We start from the raw sequence: 13,230 nt of genomic DNA on the forward strand, positions 1-13,230 counted from the left end.
TTTCAGATAATTTTTAATGAGTATTTATTTATAGTATAATATGGTACTAAAATCCGGAACCGGTAAAATCCCGCGCCTTGTTACTCTCCAAAAAAGAAAAGAAGATCAAGCGGTCCCATGCGACACGGGTTATTGCAGCACTGCAAGCAGGTTCTCGCACGGTGCCTGTGCCGCGACACCGGGAACACCAGGATGCGGAGTAAATATCTCTTCGCGTGCATGACGGCGCATCTCCTTCTTTATGAGTCGGACACGTTCCTCCTGCTCTTCCTCGCGGAAATTCTGGATCGCAGACCGGCGGGATGTAAGTGCAATATTGAACGCGGCGTTAACATCAGCGTGTGCGACAAACCCGCAGTGCGGGCACTCAAAACGCTTCCTGCTCCGCCGTCCTATACCTCCGCACCGGCTGCATCTCTTCGAGGTGTAGGCCGGATTGACATAGATGACGGGGATACCCCGCCGTAGCGCCATTTTCTCCACCAGCCGCTGGAGCGAGAAGAACGATCCGTTCCCAAACGAGAACTCGATAAAACCCGCTGCATCGTGAGAGTGCGAGTAACGGCTGGAGAAGAGTTTTTCAAACTTGATACCCGAGCCGAGCGATTCCGCGAAGGATACGATCTGCCGGGAGATTCTGTTTATGGCTGCCTTGAACGCTTTGCGCTCATGGCTTTTGTCTTTTTTTAGTTTCCAGAGTTTTCCTTCCCTGTAGAGTTTCGTGCAGTTTTTGGTGGAGTTACTGCGGACATAGTGTGTGTTTTTCCCCAGTTTCAGGATCTTCCCGCTGTCCGGGTCGGCGGCGACTGCCGCGTGTCCGGTCGTGTTGAGATCAACACCGATCCAGCGGGCAGGTATGTGTGTGGATTGATGAACTTCGATCACCTTTTCCTACCCAAGTTCGCCTGCGATACAAACTGCCTTTACACGGTCATTGGATCTCTCTAGTGGTTTGGTCCTCCTGTCCTGATTCGTGATTATGCATCCCGTTCCTTTATATCTTGCGGTAGAACGACCCGGATTAGGAAAAGAGATGATTAATCGTGCGGGATTATGTATGCGGAAAATATTTTTTTAGGATAATCGGGATCGGCGCATGCCCATTCATCACGGCAGGGTGACCTCCGTGAGCCGGCATTTTTCCAGAATTGCCAGATCGGTATCCGTTCTTTTTTTAATGTTCGGTCACTGTACCGGACTTTTTCAGAAATCTTCACGAACCTTACCGGACTTTTTTGTAAAAGTTCGATAACTTCATCAGACTTTTTTTTGAAAGTTCACCAACTTTGCCGGACTTTTTTGTAAATGTTCGATAACCTTACCGGACTTTTTCAGGAACGTTCGGCAAATCATTTCGGAGGTTCAGATGAAAAAATGCGCATCCGGACACCGATTTTTTCACAAAAAATCCGGCAACTTTACCGGACTTTTTTTTGAAAGTTCACCAACCTTGCCGGACTTTTTTATAAAATCCCGATAACGTTGCCGGACTTTTTTATAAAATCCCGATAACGTTGCTGTACTTTTTTATAAAAGTCCGCCAACCTTACCGGCTTTTTTTAAAATTGTTCAACAACTTGTCCGGCTTTTTTTAAAAGTCCGGCAATCGGGTCATTCTTTTTCCAGAATCTTCAGCTGCTGTGTCGGACTTTTTCCGGAATTATCCGCCAGTGAACCGGGCATGATGCCTTTGGCGGATTCAGAATATGGGGGCTGCTGCCATCCGTTGTTAACACTGGCTTGTGGCCATCTAAAAATTCTGATAATCCGGTCTCACACCATCAACAGATACGCCGCCAGCGATAACAAAAATGCCAGCAGCAGCATCGCAAGCGAGAGCGGAGCTACAAAGACGAGCATCGCGTTCACGGTGCTCGCGAGCTGAGATATCCGGTTGGACCCGAAAACCACGATATGCTCACACTGCGCCGTTGTTGCTGCACACTCTGATGGTTCGAGGTCATCGATCGCGGCCTGCACGGTTTGCAGGACCGAGAGAAGGAACGTTTCGACCGGGATAGCCAGGCCCACCGGGTTCTTCCCGGTGATCGTGTTGACCACATGGGAGTCGGTCGTCATCACTTCTGCCGCATCGACAAGTGTGAGAATTTTTTCAAGCATGATGTCGCGGACACCGGTGGCCATGTTGTTGCCATCAAACAGCACGTATGCCGTCTTCTGGCCGGCAGTTTCCACGACCATGACCTGCACACCGAGATCGCCAAATCCCTGCTCACGGGTATAGGGCAGGTGCTGGCGGGCGTAGCCGATGGAGAACGGCGTAAGTTCTGCCGTGCGGCATGCCTCCATCGCCTGCATCGCACCACGCTCGTATTCGGTTGCCGTCAGGGTTGCCTGGAGTACGGGGGAGGAAAGATCGGTCATGCAGTTGTGGCCGTCGACAAACGCAACGTGCGGGAACCAGCGGTGCCCTTCGGCCATGATCGCCATGCCAATGGAGAAATCCAGGTCCTCGGTCTTCTGCGGTGACCGGGTTGTAACGATCATCATCGCCTCACCAAAGCGCTGGTACAGCACATGGACCGAGCCGCAGGAAAGTCGGCCGGAACGGGTTGCCCCGGGCAGGTAGACCCGGTCCTTTTTTGTGCGCTCGATTGCATCGATCACTTTTTCGATCTCGCTTTCAGAGACAAGGTTGAAATCATGCGTAGCGCATCCATGGGCGACAAGCGTCTCCTCTTCCATTCGGTCGTGGATAACCCGGGGCAGGTTGCCACCCCCGATCTCGCCCATAGGGCCGGGATGCAGGTTAGGGACGGTAAAGAGTACGGGTTTCTTTGAAACGCGACGGAAAAAGAGGCAGACCTGCGGGACAAAAATCTCCTCGCCGATATCCCGGAAGAAATGCTCCATGCCCTTTGACGAGCCATCTGTCATGTGCGCGATGAACGCGTTGACAAACGCGAGCCCCCGTATATGGAACGCACGGTAAAGCGGGCGCTCGATTAGCCAGATAAGGATGGCAAAACCGAGGCCAAAGACGATATGGAGGACAAGGGCAAAGACCGCCCATTCGGGTGAGAAGAGGAAAAACCCCACAAGAACACCCACACCGCTCTGGGTAATTGCCGGCAGGATCATCCGTGACACGCGGTAATCCGAAATCGCAACGAGCACGAAGAGGCGCAGGCCAAAAACAAATCCAAGAGAGATCCCGTAGAAGAGCGGGAGATACTTAATACCCCCAACAAGCGAGGCAAAGGTGATAATAACGGCAAAGACTGTGCAGGAGAGTGCAAGGAGCGCCGACCGGTTCCAGGTCATTGTCTTGTCGGAGTGCTCGATAATAGGTTTTGTCAGGAAAAATGCAGCAATCGCCGGGAGGGTAAAGGCAAGCGTGCCCGAGAACGGGAAATACACCCAAGCGCGGGCACTCGCACCGTCAATGACAATGCCTAGGATGACGAGAATAAGAAGCGAGACCGGCCACGATGGGGCCGTAAACACATATTTCGTGAGCTGCCCGAGTTTGACATCACTTCCGGTGGCCATCAGGCAAAGCCCCCAAGAACCAGTTCCGACCGGCCTGTTCCCACCCGGACCTCCGTGGTCGTGTATGTCAAGGGACGAGAATAGAACGGGGCGTTTAAGGTCAGACTCTCGTATTCCCCGCCTTCCCCGACAAGGTTAATCCGGTATTTTGCGGCAACACGTTTGAGCCGGCCAATCAGATCGGCATTGATATGGGCGCCAAGGAAACTCTCGTCTAACCCTTCGGCTGCCGTTACCACAAGGATCGCATCCATGCGCTCTGCCACTTCGTGGAGCAGTGTTTCGGTATCCAGGTGCCAGAGCGGGGTAAACAGATCGATACCCAACCGGTCGGTGATCGCCTTTACCCGGTCTGCCTGATATGCCGAGGCAACCGCACCGGCCGTAACTCCCTCGATATCGAGCCCGGCAAGCCCTGCCTCGAGATCGGCGAGTTCCTCCTCCTTTCTCCCTTCGGTCGTGATCTCCACGTACTCCATACCGGCAAGCCGGGCGATGACCGGCACCGCGTCGAGATTCGCCGAATGGAACATGTAGGACTCGGAATTCTTCGGCCTGACGGTGACCAGGTACCGGACATCCTTTCCTGCATCGATCGCTTTCTGGCAGGCAAGCATGGAATCCTTGCCTCCCGACGTAAGTGATGCCCAGCTCATGATATTAACCTCGTAATGGCGGTTGTTCCAGCGCGCCAAAATGCATTTGGTACCGCTCAACCATCTGCTCCCATGTGGGCAGGTGCGTCTGGCAGCCGACGTGCTCCACGACAAAGGACGCGGTAACTGTCCCGATCCGACAGCAGGAAAGAGGAGTGTAGCCCCTGACATAAGCAGAGAGGAACCCGGCCCGGTACGCGTCGCCGGCGCCAGTCGGGTCAGAGAGTGTAACCGGCACGACCGGGATGAAATGCGCCATACCGTTCATGTACAGTGTGCTCCCGTCCCCGCTCATGGTAAAGATCGCCATGCTGACCTCATTGATGAGCGCTTCTCGTGTCACCCCGAGCGTCGTGCACATCTGTTTTACCTCGTGCTGGTTGGCAAACAGGACATCTGTGTTGGAAATAATGGATTCAAGCTGCTCTTTTGTGTACCAGAATACGTCCTGCCCCGGGTCAAAAGAAACAAACTCGCTTTTTTCCGCCACCCGGCAGTTGAAATCAGGATCGGCTGTTGCCATGTGGACAAGGGGCAGTGACGGTGCTTCGGCGGTCGCAAACGCTTTTGAAGCGCCCCATTCAAAGAATGTCATCTGGCTGCCGGCGTCGTCAGTAAACATAAACGCGGTTGGTGTGTGAGTTCCCGGCACCTCAAAGAACTGCCGGTGGATGCCCAGTTTTTTCATCCACTGCTCGTAGTCGCTGCCGGCAAAGTCGTTACCGACGCAGGAGTGGAGCGTGACTTCTTCGCTGAGCATGGCAATTCCCGCTGCAATATTGGCCGCCCCGCCACCGAAAAATATCTGCCTGTCGGTGATGTGTGTCGATTGGTTTGCTGCGGGGAGGTGATGCACGCGGGAGATGTGATCGACTGCTGTGTGCCCGACGATATGGATCATAGTTCCTGCACATCCAGCAATTTCAGTGGGATATCACGAATGGCTTTTCCGATCACCGACTTTGCAATACGGCCGGCATGCTCCTTTGATTCGGCCCTGAAAACTTTCATCTCAAGCACAAGGCCGACGAGCGCGGTATCCGCAACCACGATGGCGCTTGAGAGCGGCTGATCGCAGAACGGACAGGCAAGCATGCCCGCCTCGACCTCCACGAACTTTGCCGACGGGTTGAGCCGTTTTCCTGCTTCGCTGATCGCGATCCCAATGGCATCATCAAGTGACTTTGCTTCCTTGATGTACCACGCTGATTCCAGTGTTACCTGATAGTCCGGCATTTTTGTGTCTCCCTTGTTTTAGTATTCCCACCCGGTTTACCACACATCGCGGTGGACATGCTCCCCGGTATCCATGCGCTCCGCCAGCCGAGCCGGCGGGTGACCGTGGCCTGCCGCGAGAATCGCAAGCGGCCGTATATGTGGGGGCAGCCCAAGGGCTTCCCGCACTTCGTCCTCATCAAACGCCCCGGTCCAGCAGGAATGAAGGCCCCGGGCATGGGTGGCAAGCATCATGTACGTGCAGGCAATGGTTGCGTCTTCGACTGCGTAGAGGATGCCCCGTTCGCCGTACTGCGACATTGAGCGCACGTAATTCGCACAGACTACAAAAAGTGCGGGTGCGTCTTCAATATGCTGCTGGCCGAACGCTGCGGCCGCAAGTGCGAGCCGGACCTCTTCATCAGTAACCACCACGACATCCCATGCTTCGAGATTGCCGGCGCTCGGTGCAGTGCTCGCACAGGAAAGGATATAACCAATCTCATCCTCTGAAAGCGGTGTTTCCTCGTATTCCCGCACCGATGACCGGCACGAGAGAAAGCCCTGAAAATCAGAGGAGTTCATGATCCGAGAGTACCTGCCATGCTACTTGCGCCGGGGTGGTGGATGCGCTGATGGCCGCGGCGAGTTTCTCTACGGCCTGTTCGGGCTGGTCGCTCTCCACGAGAGAGATCGCATTGTTCAAGAAATTTGCCGCCCGCTCAAAATCCTTCTCCCCTGTGCTTCCTGCAGCAAAGAGTACTTCGCTCCTGACCTGCTCCATGAGGAGAAGAAGCATTTTCCTGCCGCCGCTCTTCTGGGTGTCGGCAAAACCGGTGAGCGCCTGGCAGAGTTGGGAGATGACAATCAGTTCGGATTTTGCCCGTTCGCCGAACTGGTAACTTTTCACTGCGGTTGGAAGATCCATACTCACCATAGTCGCTGGAGATAAATGATAATTATGCTTGGAACGGCTGGAATAAAAAACGTACATCGCCTGCTCCGGAAAACAAATTAAAAAATTGCTCGCGGGGCAGGGGTATGCCCCGTTTATTATCCACCAGTCACGGGCCAGCCGTAAGAAAATGAATGCTCAAAGGTTACCGTGAGGCCTTTGCCTTCATGCCAAGCGCGGAAACTTTCGCGCGGCGCATGCGCCTGCGGATGAGCGGGCTTGCGGTAGATTCGTTCAGGCCTGAGCCACCGGACCGGTCGCCACCGCGTCTTCCCCCACGGCCACCACGGCCGCCGCCACGCCGTGCGCCACCACGGCCGCCACGTTGCTCTTCAGCTGCTGCCTGATCGATTTTCTTTAAGTTGATGCTTGATTTGAATCTCTGGTTTGGTCCCGGGCTCTTGCGTTCGCCTTCTTTTTTCGGGACGAGCCGAATCTGGCCCTTGACGCCCTTTACCTGTGACCAGAGGGTTGTACCTGTCTTGCCCATGTGTTAAAACTCCTTATGTAATTCTGCCGTGTGGCTGATAAAGGTTGGGGAGGGGTTCCTTCCCCCTTAAACGCAAAAAAACACCCTCAATCATTCGGATTTCCTTTGTATCCACACAGATGTTATACGCAATCTGTGGAATCCGGAGCTTGATAAAGAGGCCGGTGCCGCATCCGATATCGAGGAGTGCGCTACCTTCAGGCAGAGTGTCCATGAGATGACGGGTGATGTGTGTATTGGTAGCACTGCCCGTGGGGGTAATCGTGGTGAGTGTCATAGACTTCGGCAATTACATCGTAGTGCTGTTGGATCCACTCCGGTTTTGCTGTAATTATGAGAAGATCTCCTTTACACGGGTTGCAAAGGCATCAATCTGAATATATTCACTGTTCGCATGTCCCATACGGGCATCTGCCTCGGCAAGGGCGAGCGCAAGCAGCGGGTGGTTGTATTCCCGGTGAGCAATAGTCCGGATCTCAAAAAGGATTTCCCGGCCCGACAGCCCGTAATCGATCATCAGCGATTCGAGCTGGCGGATACCGCCCCGCAGGTCGCCTGCTTTCAACAGGTTGAGGGCAGAGGCTGCGACCGTGTCAGTCTCCGACTGCGACAGCGCGGCAAGGTTTCTGCAGGAGCCGGCATTAAATGCGACCTGAAGCATCAGGATTGCCCGGCGCATATCCCCCTGCGCGGCCTCGGCAATAAGTTCGAGATCGTCGTTTGTGCAGGCAAAATGTGCGTCCTGCTGCTCCCGTTCCCTGATCGTCCCGAGCTGCGCAATAATAACGTCGGATGTAACCGGTGCAAAGAACAACGGAAGACACCGCGAGCTGATCGCTGGGATGATCGCGCTCTGGTTGGTGGTAGTGAAGACAAACCGGCAGGTGCCACTGTACTGCTCCATGATCCTGCGCAACCCCTGCTGTGCATCGCGGGTGAGGGCATGCGCGTCCTCAAAGACCATCAACTTAAAGTTCGCATCGAGAGGACGCATCGAGGCATACCATTTCAGGATATACTTGAAGTTCACGATCAAGCTCTGGCCCTTCTGGTACAGGTGAGTATACCGCTCGTCCTCTTCAAGCAGTTTTTTTCCCTGCGAAAAAAGGTCGGAGGTCTGGAAGATCGATGTATTCGCTTCCCAGTTCTCCCCATACAGCCGCTCTGCGAAGCACCGGATCGCCACGCTCTTGCCGGTCCCGTGTGGGCCGGTAAGCATCATGTGCGGGATTGTGCCGGAGGCTGCAAATGAAGTCAGGAGTCGGATAACCCGGTCCTGTCCCCTGATATCTTCAAGCCGCGCCGGGCGGTAACGTTCAGTCCAGAGCATGACAAAGCCTCGCTGCCATCTCATCCCGTGCTTCCTTAAGGAACGCAGGGTTGTCCAGCGCCGCGACAAGTGCGCGGCACTCCTCATCCGTGAGTGACGAGCAGGCATCGGCAATCACCGGCAGGGCCCGGGTCACTTCATCCACGATAGTCAGGGTCGCTTTCTTTGCGGTGCGGGAGAGGGGGTTAAGATCGATCGCGATCACCTTTTTCCCCATCCCGACAAGCACCTCACACCGGTCTCCGTCTTCGAGCGGGACAAGCACCACATCTGCCGCATACATCCCTTCGCGCCGGCAGAAGGCCCGGTCATGCGAGAGCGGGAGCAGGCGTTCGGCATCGCCCGAGAAGACATCGGCCCCCGCCTCGCGGAGCAGGGCTTCTATCTGCTGCACGCGTTCCGGGGTCCGGTGGAAGAGGTTGACCTCGACCAGTGCGTCGCTTGCCTTCTGGAGAAGCGCGATCTCACGTGCGGCAAGCGCGGCGGTGTTGCCATTCACCGAGATGACCGGGCGGCTCGCGGTGCGGAGCAGGGCGGCAGCTGTCCGCTCGGCCCGGCGGGCACTATCACTGGTCTTTTCACCGATCAGGTAATCAAATGCCTCGCCGCGCCCGTGAGAGGTAAGGCCTTCCCACGAGACGATCCCTTTTCGTGCGCAGTCGGCAAGGTGTTCGCGGGTGACGAGCGATTTGTAACGGGGATGATCTTCGGGGATCATGTGGCGACCTCCACGAGCCGGACACCGGTATCGGCCATACCCATTTCGTAAATTTCGCCAAACGAACGGAGCACGTCACAGGCATGGTCGCCGTAGGCAAATACCCCTTCCCCAAGCATCGTCATGGCCGCAGGAATGTGGTGCCGGTCGCATTCGGCAAGCACCATCTGGACCACAGGTGTCTCAAGCCCGCTTTTTGCCGAAAATTCCCGGCAGCAGGCAAAAAAATCCATGTACGTTTCAGGCTGCCGTGCGGGGAAAGCCGCTGCCACCCGCGCCATCTGCGCTGGTGATCCGAGTACGTCCGGGGTATGGATCGGGCCAAAACTGACGGCGCAGATGGGGGCATCAAGATCGAAACTGCGGAAGATCGTGCCCTTAATGCCGGGGCCGGTCCTTACCACGCGCCCGCCACCTTGGCACGCGGCAACATCACCAAGGCCGGTGCGGAAGATTACTTCTGTTTCGTGGGCAATCTCAGCAATCTCATCGGCCGTGAACCCGAGATCGAGAAGCCGGTTTGTGGCGGTGAGCGTGGCAAGCAGCGCCGCTGCCGAAAGACCAAAGCCGGCACCGATAGGAAGCCGGCAGACTGTCTCTACCGCGACGGCGGCACCCAGCCGATCGAGCGCCGAACAGAGTGGGGGGGACGTGCGGGAAACTTCCCGGGGCACCCCTTCGGGTGACCGGGCCCGTACAACCACCGATGACCGGTCAGCGGATCTTACGATCGCCGTCACCCCCTCGCTTATCACAATACCGGCGCCCAAGCTTCCCGTTGTTGCCGAATTGCTACCGTCAACTCTCCGGAAATACCCGGAGATATGGCCGGGACAGAATGCTGTTACGGATGCAGGTGTCATTGCAGTCTGGTACCTGTCATACACTGTTGGACGTCCGGCTTTTTTAGGAGTTGTGCTCACGGATGTGTGCGGGACAGACACCGGTCAAGAGACACCGGTTTTTTTCATACCCGAAAGGATCTCCTGCCAGATAAGGGCAGCAATTTCCCCTTTTGTCCCGGCGATGGGTTTGCCTGTCTTTGTCTTTTTGGTCAGGACCCGGTACGAGCCGGTGGCGGCACCCATGCTTTCGGGGGTGTTTGTCACCACCATCCATGCGCCACGTGCGAGCAGCGCTTTTGCCTCGGGCAGTGGTGTTCTCCCGATCTTAAACGCGATGACGCGGGTTTTGCACTTCAGGACACTGTCGATCAGTTTTGGGAGCGGGGAAAGGTCAAGCGTGACCGGTTTACCGCTTGCAATCTTTCCTTCAACCTTCTTTGGGGCAAAATCCGAGATGGCAGCCGCACTGATATACAGGTCAGGGCTCCCTTTTTTCAGGTACTTCATGACCGCTTCGCGCATCTCACCCGAGGTCTCAACCGGCACGTTCTGCACGCAGGGGAGGGTATCGTTGTGAACGATGGTAACCTCGGCGCCGAGCCGGTATGCTTCGAGTGCCAGTTCTTGGCCCATTCGGCCACTCGAGCGAGTGGTCAGCACACGCACGTCATCCACCGGTTCGCGGCAGGCCCCGCTCGTGACAAGCACCTTTTTTCCGGCAAGCGGTCGGCCGAGAACCGCCCGTTCACATCGGAGAACAATCTCTTCAATATCGGCGATCTTTGCTTTCTCTTCCTCAATCCTCGGGCCGGCAACCCCGACGCCCCACGATTCAAGGGTCTTGATATTCCGGATAACCGCCGGGTGCCGGTACATGCTGTGGTGCATCGCAGGAACCACGAGCACCGGCATCCCGCTCCCGATAGCCGTAGTCGCAAAGGTCGTGACCGTGGTGTCGTCGATCCCGTATGCAATCTTGCCGATCGTGTTTGCCGTGCAGGGTGCAACAAGCAGGAGAGAAGCACTTCCGCCGTCACCGCAGAAGGTCACGTGCTCTACCATGCCCGAGAGCCGGGTGATCGTCGGCCTGCCGCTCGCGTACGTGAGTGCATCAGGGTGGATGATCACCTGTGCCGCTGCGCTCATGACCGGCTGGACAATGGCGCCTTTCCTGCGCAGCGCATGGATCAGCTTTACTGTCTCAACAGCCGCGATGCTCCCGGTTACGCCGATTACGATCTCTTTTCCGGCAAGGGTCTGTACGGTCATGCAAGGGTCACGTCGTGTACTATATGCCATGTGTGCGGGCGGTATTTCTTAACCTTATGTACATGGATTGATGAAGAAAAACCTGCGCCTTCAACGCAGCCCTGGATCGCCTCAGTCGCATCGCCGATGCTGTGCACGTGGAGGACACTTCCCGCATGCACGTGGGAAAAGACTACGGGCAGAATTTTTACCGCATCGAAATGCCCCATGACGACCCGGTCATAGTCGCCGGAAAGGAGCGTGCGGCAGTCCCCGCAGGCCGCCTCGACCCGTTCGCCAAGCCCGTTTTGGGCAATGTTGCGTTTAAGGTATTCAAACGCAATCTGATTGATCTCCATCGCATGGACCCGGGCCCCGCTTCCTGCCATCGGGATCGTGAAGTAACCGATACCGGCAAACATGTCTGCCACCCGGGCATCCTTTGGGCCATCACGGATGAGCCGGGCCATCCGTATCTTCTCGTCCCGGTTCCCCTGCGCAAACATCACTTTCCGCGGATCAAGGTGGTAGGTATACCCACTCTCCCGGTGGCACACCTCGCCGACATCGCCCCACAGGCACTCCGTTTCGGGGGTACGGGTCACATCGGAAAGCGCTTCGATCCAGAGTACACCGCGCGGGTGCCGGAAACTGATGATCTTATCTATTTCCTGAGCAGTGGGCCGGGTCCCATGAATGACCGCCACATCGCCCAGTATGAAAAAACCGCGACCGCCGTACGCGTGCCGGTCCGGGAGCTCGCGCTCGAATGAAAAACCTTCCTTCACCGGCACCCAGGCGGTTTCCCCTTCCACGTAAGGACGCCGGGTCTCATCGACCCAGTCTGCATCGCGGACCGCTGTCAGTTGATCCACCCGGACTGCCCGCGCTCGCATAATATTCCGAAAAATTATCTCATCACGACAAGGGTATCCCCGTCGCGGAGTACCTGCACGTTCTCCCCGGCCACAATCGTCTGCCACGGCTTTTTTTTGTATTCCTTTGTTACGCCGGTATCAGGGTCGAGAATCCCCATCATCCCTCCTGAAATATACGCGACAAGTGCTGCCTGGGCATTCCGCGCATTACCGATCTTCCGGAGGATCTCATCTTCTCTAATGGAACGGCTCCGGCCCTCGGACAGATCGAAGACCCGCACATGACGGGAGTCCACCTGCTCCACCTCAACATAGACCCGGTCAAGTTTGACCACGTCATGCCGCTGGTAGTGGGGCAGACGGACAAGATATGTGATACGGAAAAGTTGCCGCCCGTTTTTCTCGCCGACAAGTTTCGGGTGCGTCGTGTACTGCCCGCCAAATTGCGCCGTTATTGCCTGCACGATCATAAGGCCGATATGCTGCGAGCCGACCATGATGTCAAGACCATCCCGGTTCTCGGTCATATCATTGATAAACGAGAGCCTCTCGCCTCCTGCGATGAGAGAGTCCTCAATCTGGGTCGCGATGGCTCCAGCCGACTGCAGCTCAAACGTGCTTAATTTACGTTCGTCTGCACGCACCTGCACGATCCCCTCGTAGTAACTGCCGGTGATCCGGTTGCACCGGTCACACTGCTCTTTGTGCCAGACAAGTTCAACCGTGCAGGTCTTCTCCATGGAAACACCATACAGGATACCCATGATTGTGAGGTAGGCCCGGGACCGGTTGGGGCTGATATCGCGCACTTCCACGGCAATCGAGCGTTTCTTCACGTCAGGGTGGAAATGTACCGCACTCCGTGCAAGGTCGGGTGCAAGCGCTGCCTGATCACGTTCCGTGTCCGTCCATGTGTTCACCTGCTTGATTGCACCGCAGCTGGGGCAGTGAGTACTTGACACCCGCGTATCGCATTCGGCCCACGGGGTATCTGCCGCCCGGCAGCTCATGCAGAGCCCATCAGTCTCCGAAGGTTTACCGCATTTTGGGCAGAACCGGTCCTGGATTGTCATGGTTTAAAACCTGTAGATCTGGACATGAGGCACACTGCCGATCATGATGCAGTCCGACCGTGCGATAAGTCCCAGTTTTACCGCCACTCCAACCGAGCGTTCTCCAATAAGATTGACGTTGTTGCCCTTGCTCAGGGCTTCGGTGACTGCTGCCTCGTCCACGGGAGTGGTGCCGTAGAAATATTCAGATACAATTACTTTGAGGTCGCCACCGGTGATTGTCGTATTAAGCAGTTCGCGGTCGCAGACCGCAACCACGTCACCTGTTCCGGGCGACCGGTGGATTTTGAGAAACATTGATCAGCTGTT

15 protein-coding genes are annotated in these 13,230 nt (G+C 56.0%); all 15 read right to left on the reverse strand.

Going from position 1 to position 13,230, the window contains the following annotated elements:
• Positions 1–129: 129 nt before the first annotated feature.
• The 15 genes from WCX19_RS01740 to WCX19_RS01810 all read right to left on the reverse strand — a co-directional run bounded on the left by WCX19_RS01740 (position 130) and on the right by WCX19_RS01810 (position 13,218).
• Complete coding sequence (locus WCX19_RS01740; RefSeq protein ID WP_373004047.1) at positions 130–885, reverse strand: RNA-guided endonuclease TnpB family protein; 756 nt, start codon at positions 883–885, stop codon at positions 130–132.
• A gap of 888 nt (positions 886–1,773) precedes the next feature.
• Positions 1,774–3,513 carry a DUF2070 family protein gene (locus WCX19_RS01745; RefSeq protein WP_373004050.1) on the reverse strand — a complete coding sequence of 580 codons (1,740 nt, stop codon included), beginning with the start codon at positions 3,511–3,513 and terminating at the stop codon, positions 1,774–1,776.
• Positions 3,513–4,169 (reverse strand): diphthine--ammonia ligase, encoded by a 657-nt coding sequence (locus WCX19_RS01750; protein WP_373004053.1) that lies wholly within the window; start codon positions 4,167–4,169, stop codon positions 3,513–3,515. Before WCX19_RS01750 ends, WCX19_RS01745 begins: the two co-directional genes overlap by 1 nt.
• A 4-nt stretch (positions 4,170–4,173) precedes the next feature.
• Entirely contained in the window at positions 4,174–5,070 is an 897-nt protein-coding gene (locus tag WCX19_RS01755; protein WP_373004056.1) for a carbohydrate kinase family protein, read from the reverse strand.
• Positions 5,067–5,405 (reverse strand): DUF555 domain-containing protein, encoded by a 339-nt coding sequence (locus tag WCX19_RS01760; protein WP_373004058.1) that lies wholly within the window; start codon positions 5,403–5,405, stop codon positions 5,067–5,069. The genes WCX19_RS01755 and WCX19_RS01760 overlap by 4 nt, the downstream gene beginning before the upstream one ends.
• 36 nt (positions 5,406–5,441) lie before the next feature.
• Positions 5,442–5,969 (reverse strand): nitroreductase family protein, encoded by a 528-nt coding sequence (locus tag WCX19_RS01765; protein WP_373004061.1) that lies wholly within the window; start codon positions 5,967–5,969, stop codon positions 5,442–5,444.
• Complete coding sequence (locus tag WCX19_RS01770) at positions 5,956–6,312, reverse strand: hypothetical protein (RefSeq protein ID WP_373004065.1); 357 nt, start codon at positions 6,310–6,312, stop codon at positions 5,956–5,958. The genes WCX19_RS01765 and WCX19_RS01770 overlap by 14 nt, the downstream gene beginning before the upstream one ends.
• A gap of 172 nt (positions 6,313–6,484) precedes the next feature.
• Positions 6,485–6,829: a DUF5350 domain-containing protein gene (locus tag WCX19_RS01775; RefSeq protein ID WP_373004068.1), complete on the reverse strand. Its 345-nt coding sequence runs from the start codon at positions 6,827–6,829 to the stop codon at positions 6,485–6,487.
• Positions 6,830–7,160: 331 nt separating this feature from the next.
• A complete protein-coding gene (locus tag WCX19_RS01780) occupies positions 7,161–8,183 on the reverse strand; it encodes an AAA family ATPase (protein ID WP_373004071.1) in 1,023 nt (340 codons plus the stop codon).
• Positions 8,146–8,877, reverse strand: coding sequence for a 4-phosphopantoate--beta-alanine ligase (locus WCX19_RS01785; RefSeq protein ID WP_373004074.1), 732 nt, complete (start codon positions 8,875–8,877; stop codon positions 8,146–8,148). Before WCX19_RS01785 ends, WCX19_RS01780 begins: the two co-directional genes overlap by 38 nt.
• Positions 8,874–9,740: a pantoate kinase gene (locus tag WCX19_RS01790; protein WP_373004077.1), complete on the reverse strand. Its 867-nt coding sequence runs from the start codon at positions 9,738–9,740 to the stop codon at positions 8,874–8,876. The genes WCX19_RS01785 and WCX19_RS01790 overlap by 4 nt, the downstream gene beginning before the upstream one ends.
• 84 nt (positions 9,741–9,824) lie before the next feature.
• Positions 9,825–10,991, reverse strand: a complete 1,167-nt coding sequence (gene coaBC / locus WCX19_RS01795; protein WP_373004080.1) for a bifunctional phosphopantothenoylcysteine decarboxylase/phosphopantothenate--cysteine ligase CoaBC — start codon at positions 10,989–10,991, stop codon at positions 9,825–9,827.
• Positions 10,988–11,866 carry a class I SAM-dependent methyltransferase family protein gene (locus WCX19_RS01800; RefSeq protein WP_373004083.1) on the reverse strand — a complete coding sequence of 293 codons (879 nt, stop codon included), beginning with the start codon at positions 11,864–11,866 and terminating at the stop codon, positions 10,988–10,990. The genes coaBC and WCX19_RS01800 overlap by 4 nt, the downstream gene beginning before the upstream one ends.
• Before the next feature lie 14 nt (positions 11,867–11,880).
• Positions 11,881–12,921 (reverse strand): 60S ribosomal export protein NMD3, encoded by a 1,041-nt coding sequence (locus tag WCX19_RS01805; protein WP_373004086.1) that lies wholly within the window; start codon positions 12,919–12,921, stop codon positions 11,881–11,883.
• A 3-nt stretch (positions 12,922–12,924) separates the two neighbouring features.
• Positions 12,925–13,218, reverse strand: a complete 294-nt coding sequence (locus tag WCX19_RS01810) for a DUF424 domain-containing protein (protein ID WP_373004090.1) — start codon at positions 13,216–13,218, stop codon at positions 12,925–12,927.
• Between the last annotated feature and the right edge of the window lie 12 nt (positions 13,219–13,230).

Source organism: Methanoregula sp., from assembly GCF_041663825.1.
Classification (GTDB): Archaea; Halobacteriota; Methanomicrobia; order Methanomicrobiales; family Methanospirillaceae; genus Methanoregula.

What these genes read in the sequence shown, in the direction of transcription:
- WCX19_RS01745 (WP_373004050.1), bottom strand. Translation starts at nt 3,513, where the DNA reads ATGGCCACCGGAAGTGATGTCAAACTCGGGCAGCTCACGAAATATGTG.
- WCX19_RS01750 (WP_373004053.1), bottom strand. Translation starts at nt 4,169, where the DNA reads ATGAGCTGGGCATCACTTACGTCGGGAGGCAAGGATTCCATGCTTGCC.
- WCX19_RS01755 (WP_373004056.1), bottom strand. Translation starts at nt 5,070, where the DNA reads ATGATCCATATCGTCGGGCACACAGCAGTCGATCACATCTCCCGCGTG.
- WCX19_RS01760 (WP_373004058.1), bottom strand. Translation starts at nt 5,405, where the DNA reads ATGCCGGACTATCAGGTAACACTGGAATCAGCGTGGTACATCAAGGAA.
- WCX19_RS01765 (WP_373004061.1), bottom strand. Translation starts at nt 5,969, where the DNA reads ATGAACTCCTCTGATTTTCAGGGCTTTCTCTCGTGCCGGTCATCGGTG.
- WCX19_RS01770 (WP_373004065.1), bottom strand. Translation starts at nt 6,312, where the DNA reads ATGGATCTTCCAACCGCAGTGAAAAGTTACCAGTTCGGCGAACGGGCA.
- WCX19_RS01775 (WP_373004068.1), bottom strand. Translation starts at nt 6,829, where the DNA reads ATGGGCAAGACAGGTACAACCCTCTGGTCACAGGTAAAGGGCGTCAAG.
- WCX19_RS01780 (WP_373004071.1), bottom strand. Translation starts at nt 8,183, where the DNA reads ATGAGATGGCAGCGAGGCTTTGTCATGCTCTGGACTGAACGTTACCGC.
- WCX19_RS01785 (WP_373004074.1), bottom strand. Translation starts at nt 8,877, where the DNA reads ATGATCCCCGAAGATCATCCCCGTTACAAATCGCTCGTCACCCGCGAA.
- WCX19_RS01790 (WP_373004077.1), bottom strand. Translation starts at nt 9,740, where the DNA reads ATGACACCTGCATCCGTAACAGCATTCTGTCCCGGCCATATCTCCGGG.
- coaBC (WP_373004080.1), bottom strand. Translation starts at nt 10,991, where the DNA reads ATGACCGTACAGACCCTTGCCGGAAAAGAGATCGTAATCGGCGTAACC.
- WCX19_RS01800 (WP_373004083.1), bottom strand. Translation starts at nt 11,866, where the DNA reads ATGCGAGCGCGGGCAGTCCGGGTGGATCAACTGACAGCGGTCCGCGAT.
- WCX19_RS01805 (WP_373004086.1), bottom strand. Translation starts at nt 12,921, where the DNA reads ATGACAATCCAGGACCGGTTCTGCCCAAAATGCGGTAAACCTTCGGAG.
- WCX19_RS01810 (WP_373004090.1), bottom strand. Translation starts at nt 13,218, where the DNA reads ATGTTTCTCAAAATCCACCGGTCGCCCGGAACAGGTGACGTGGTTGCG.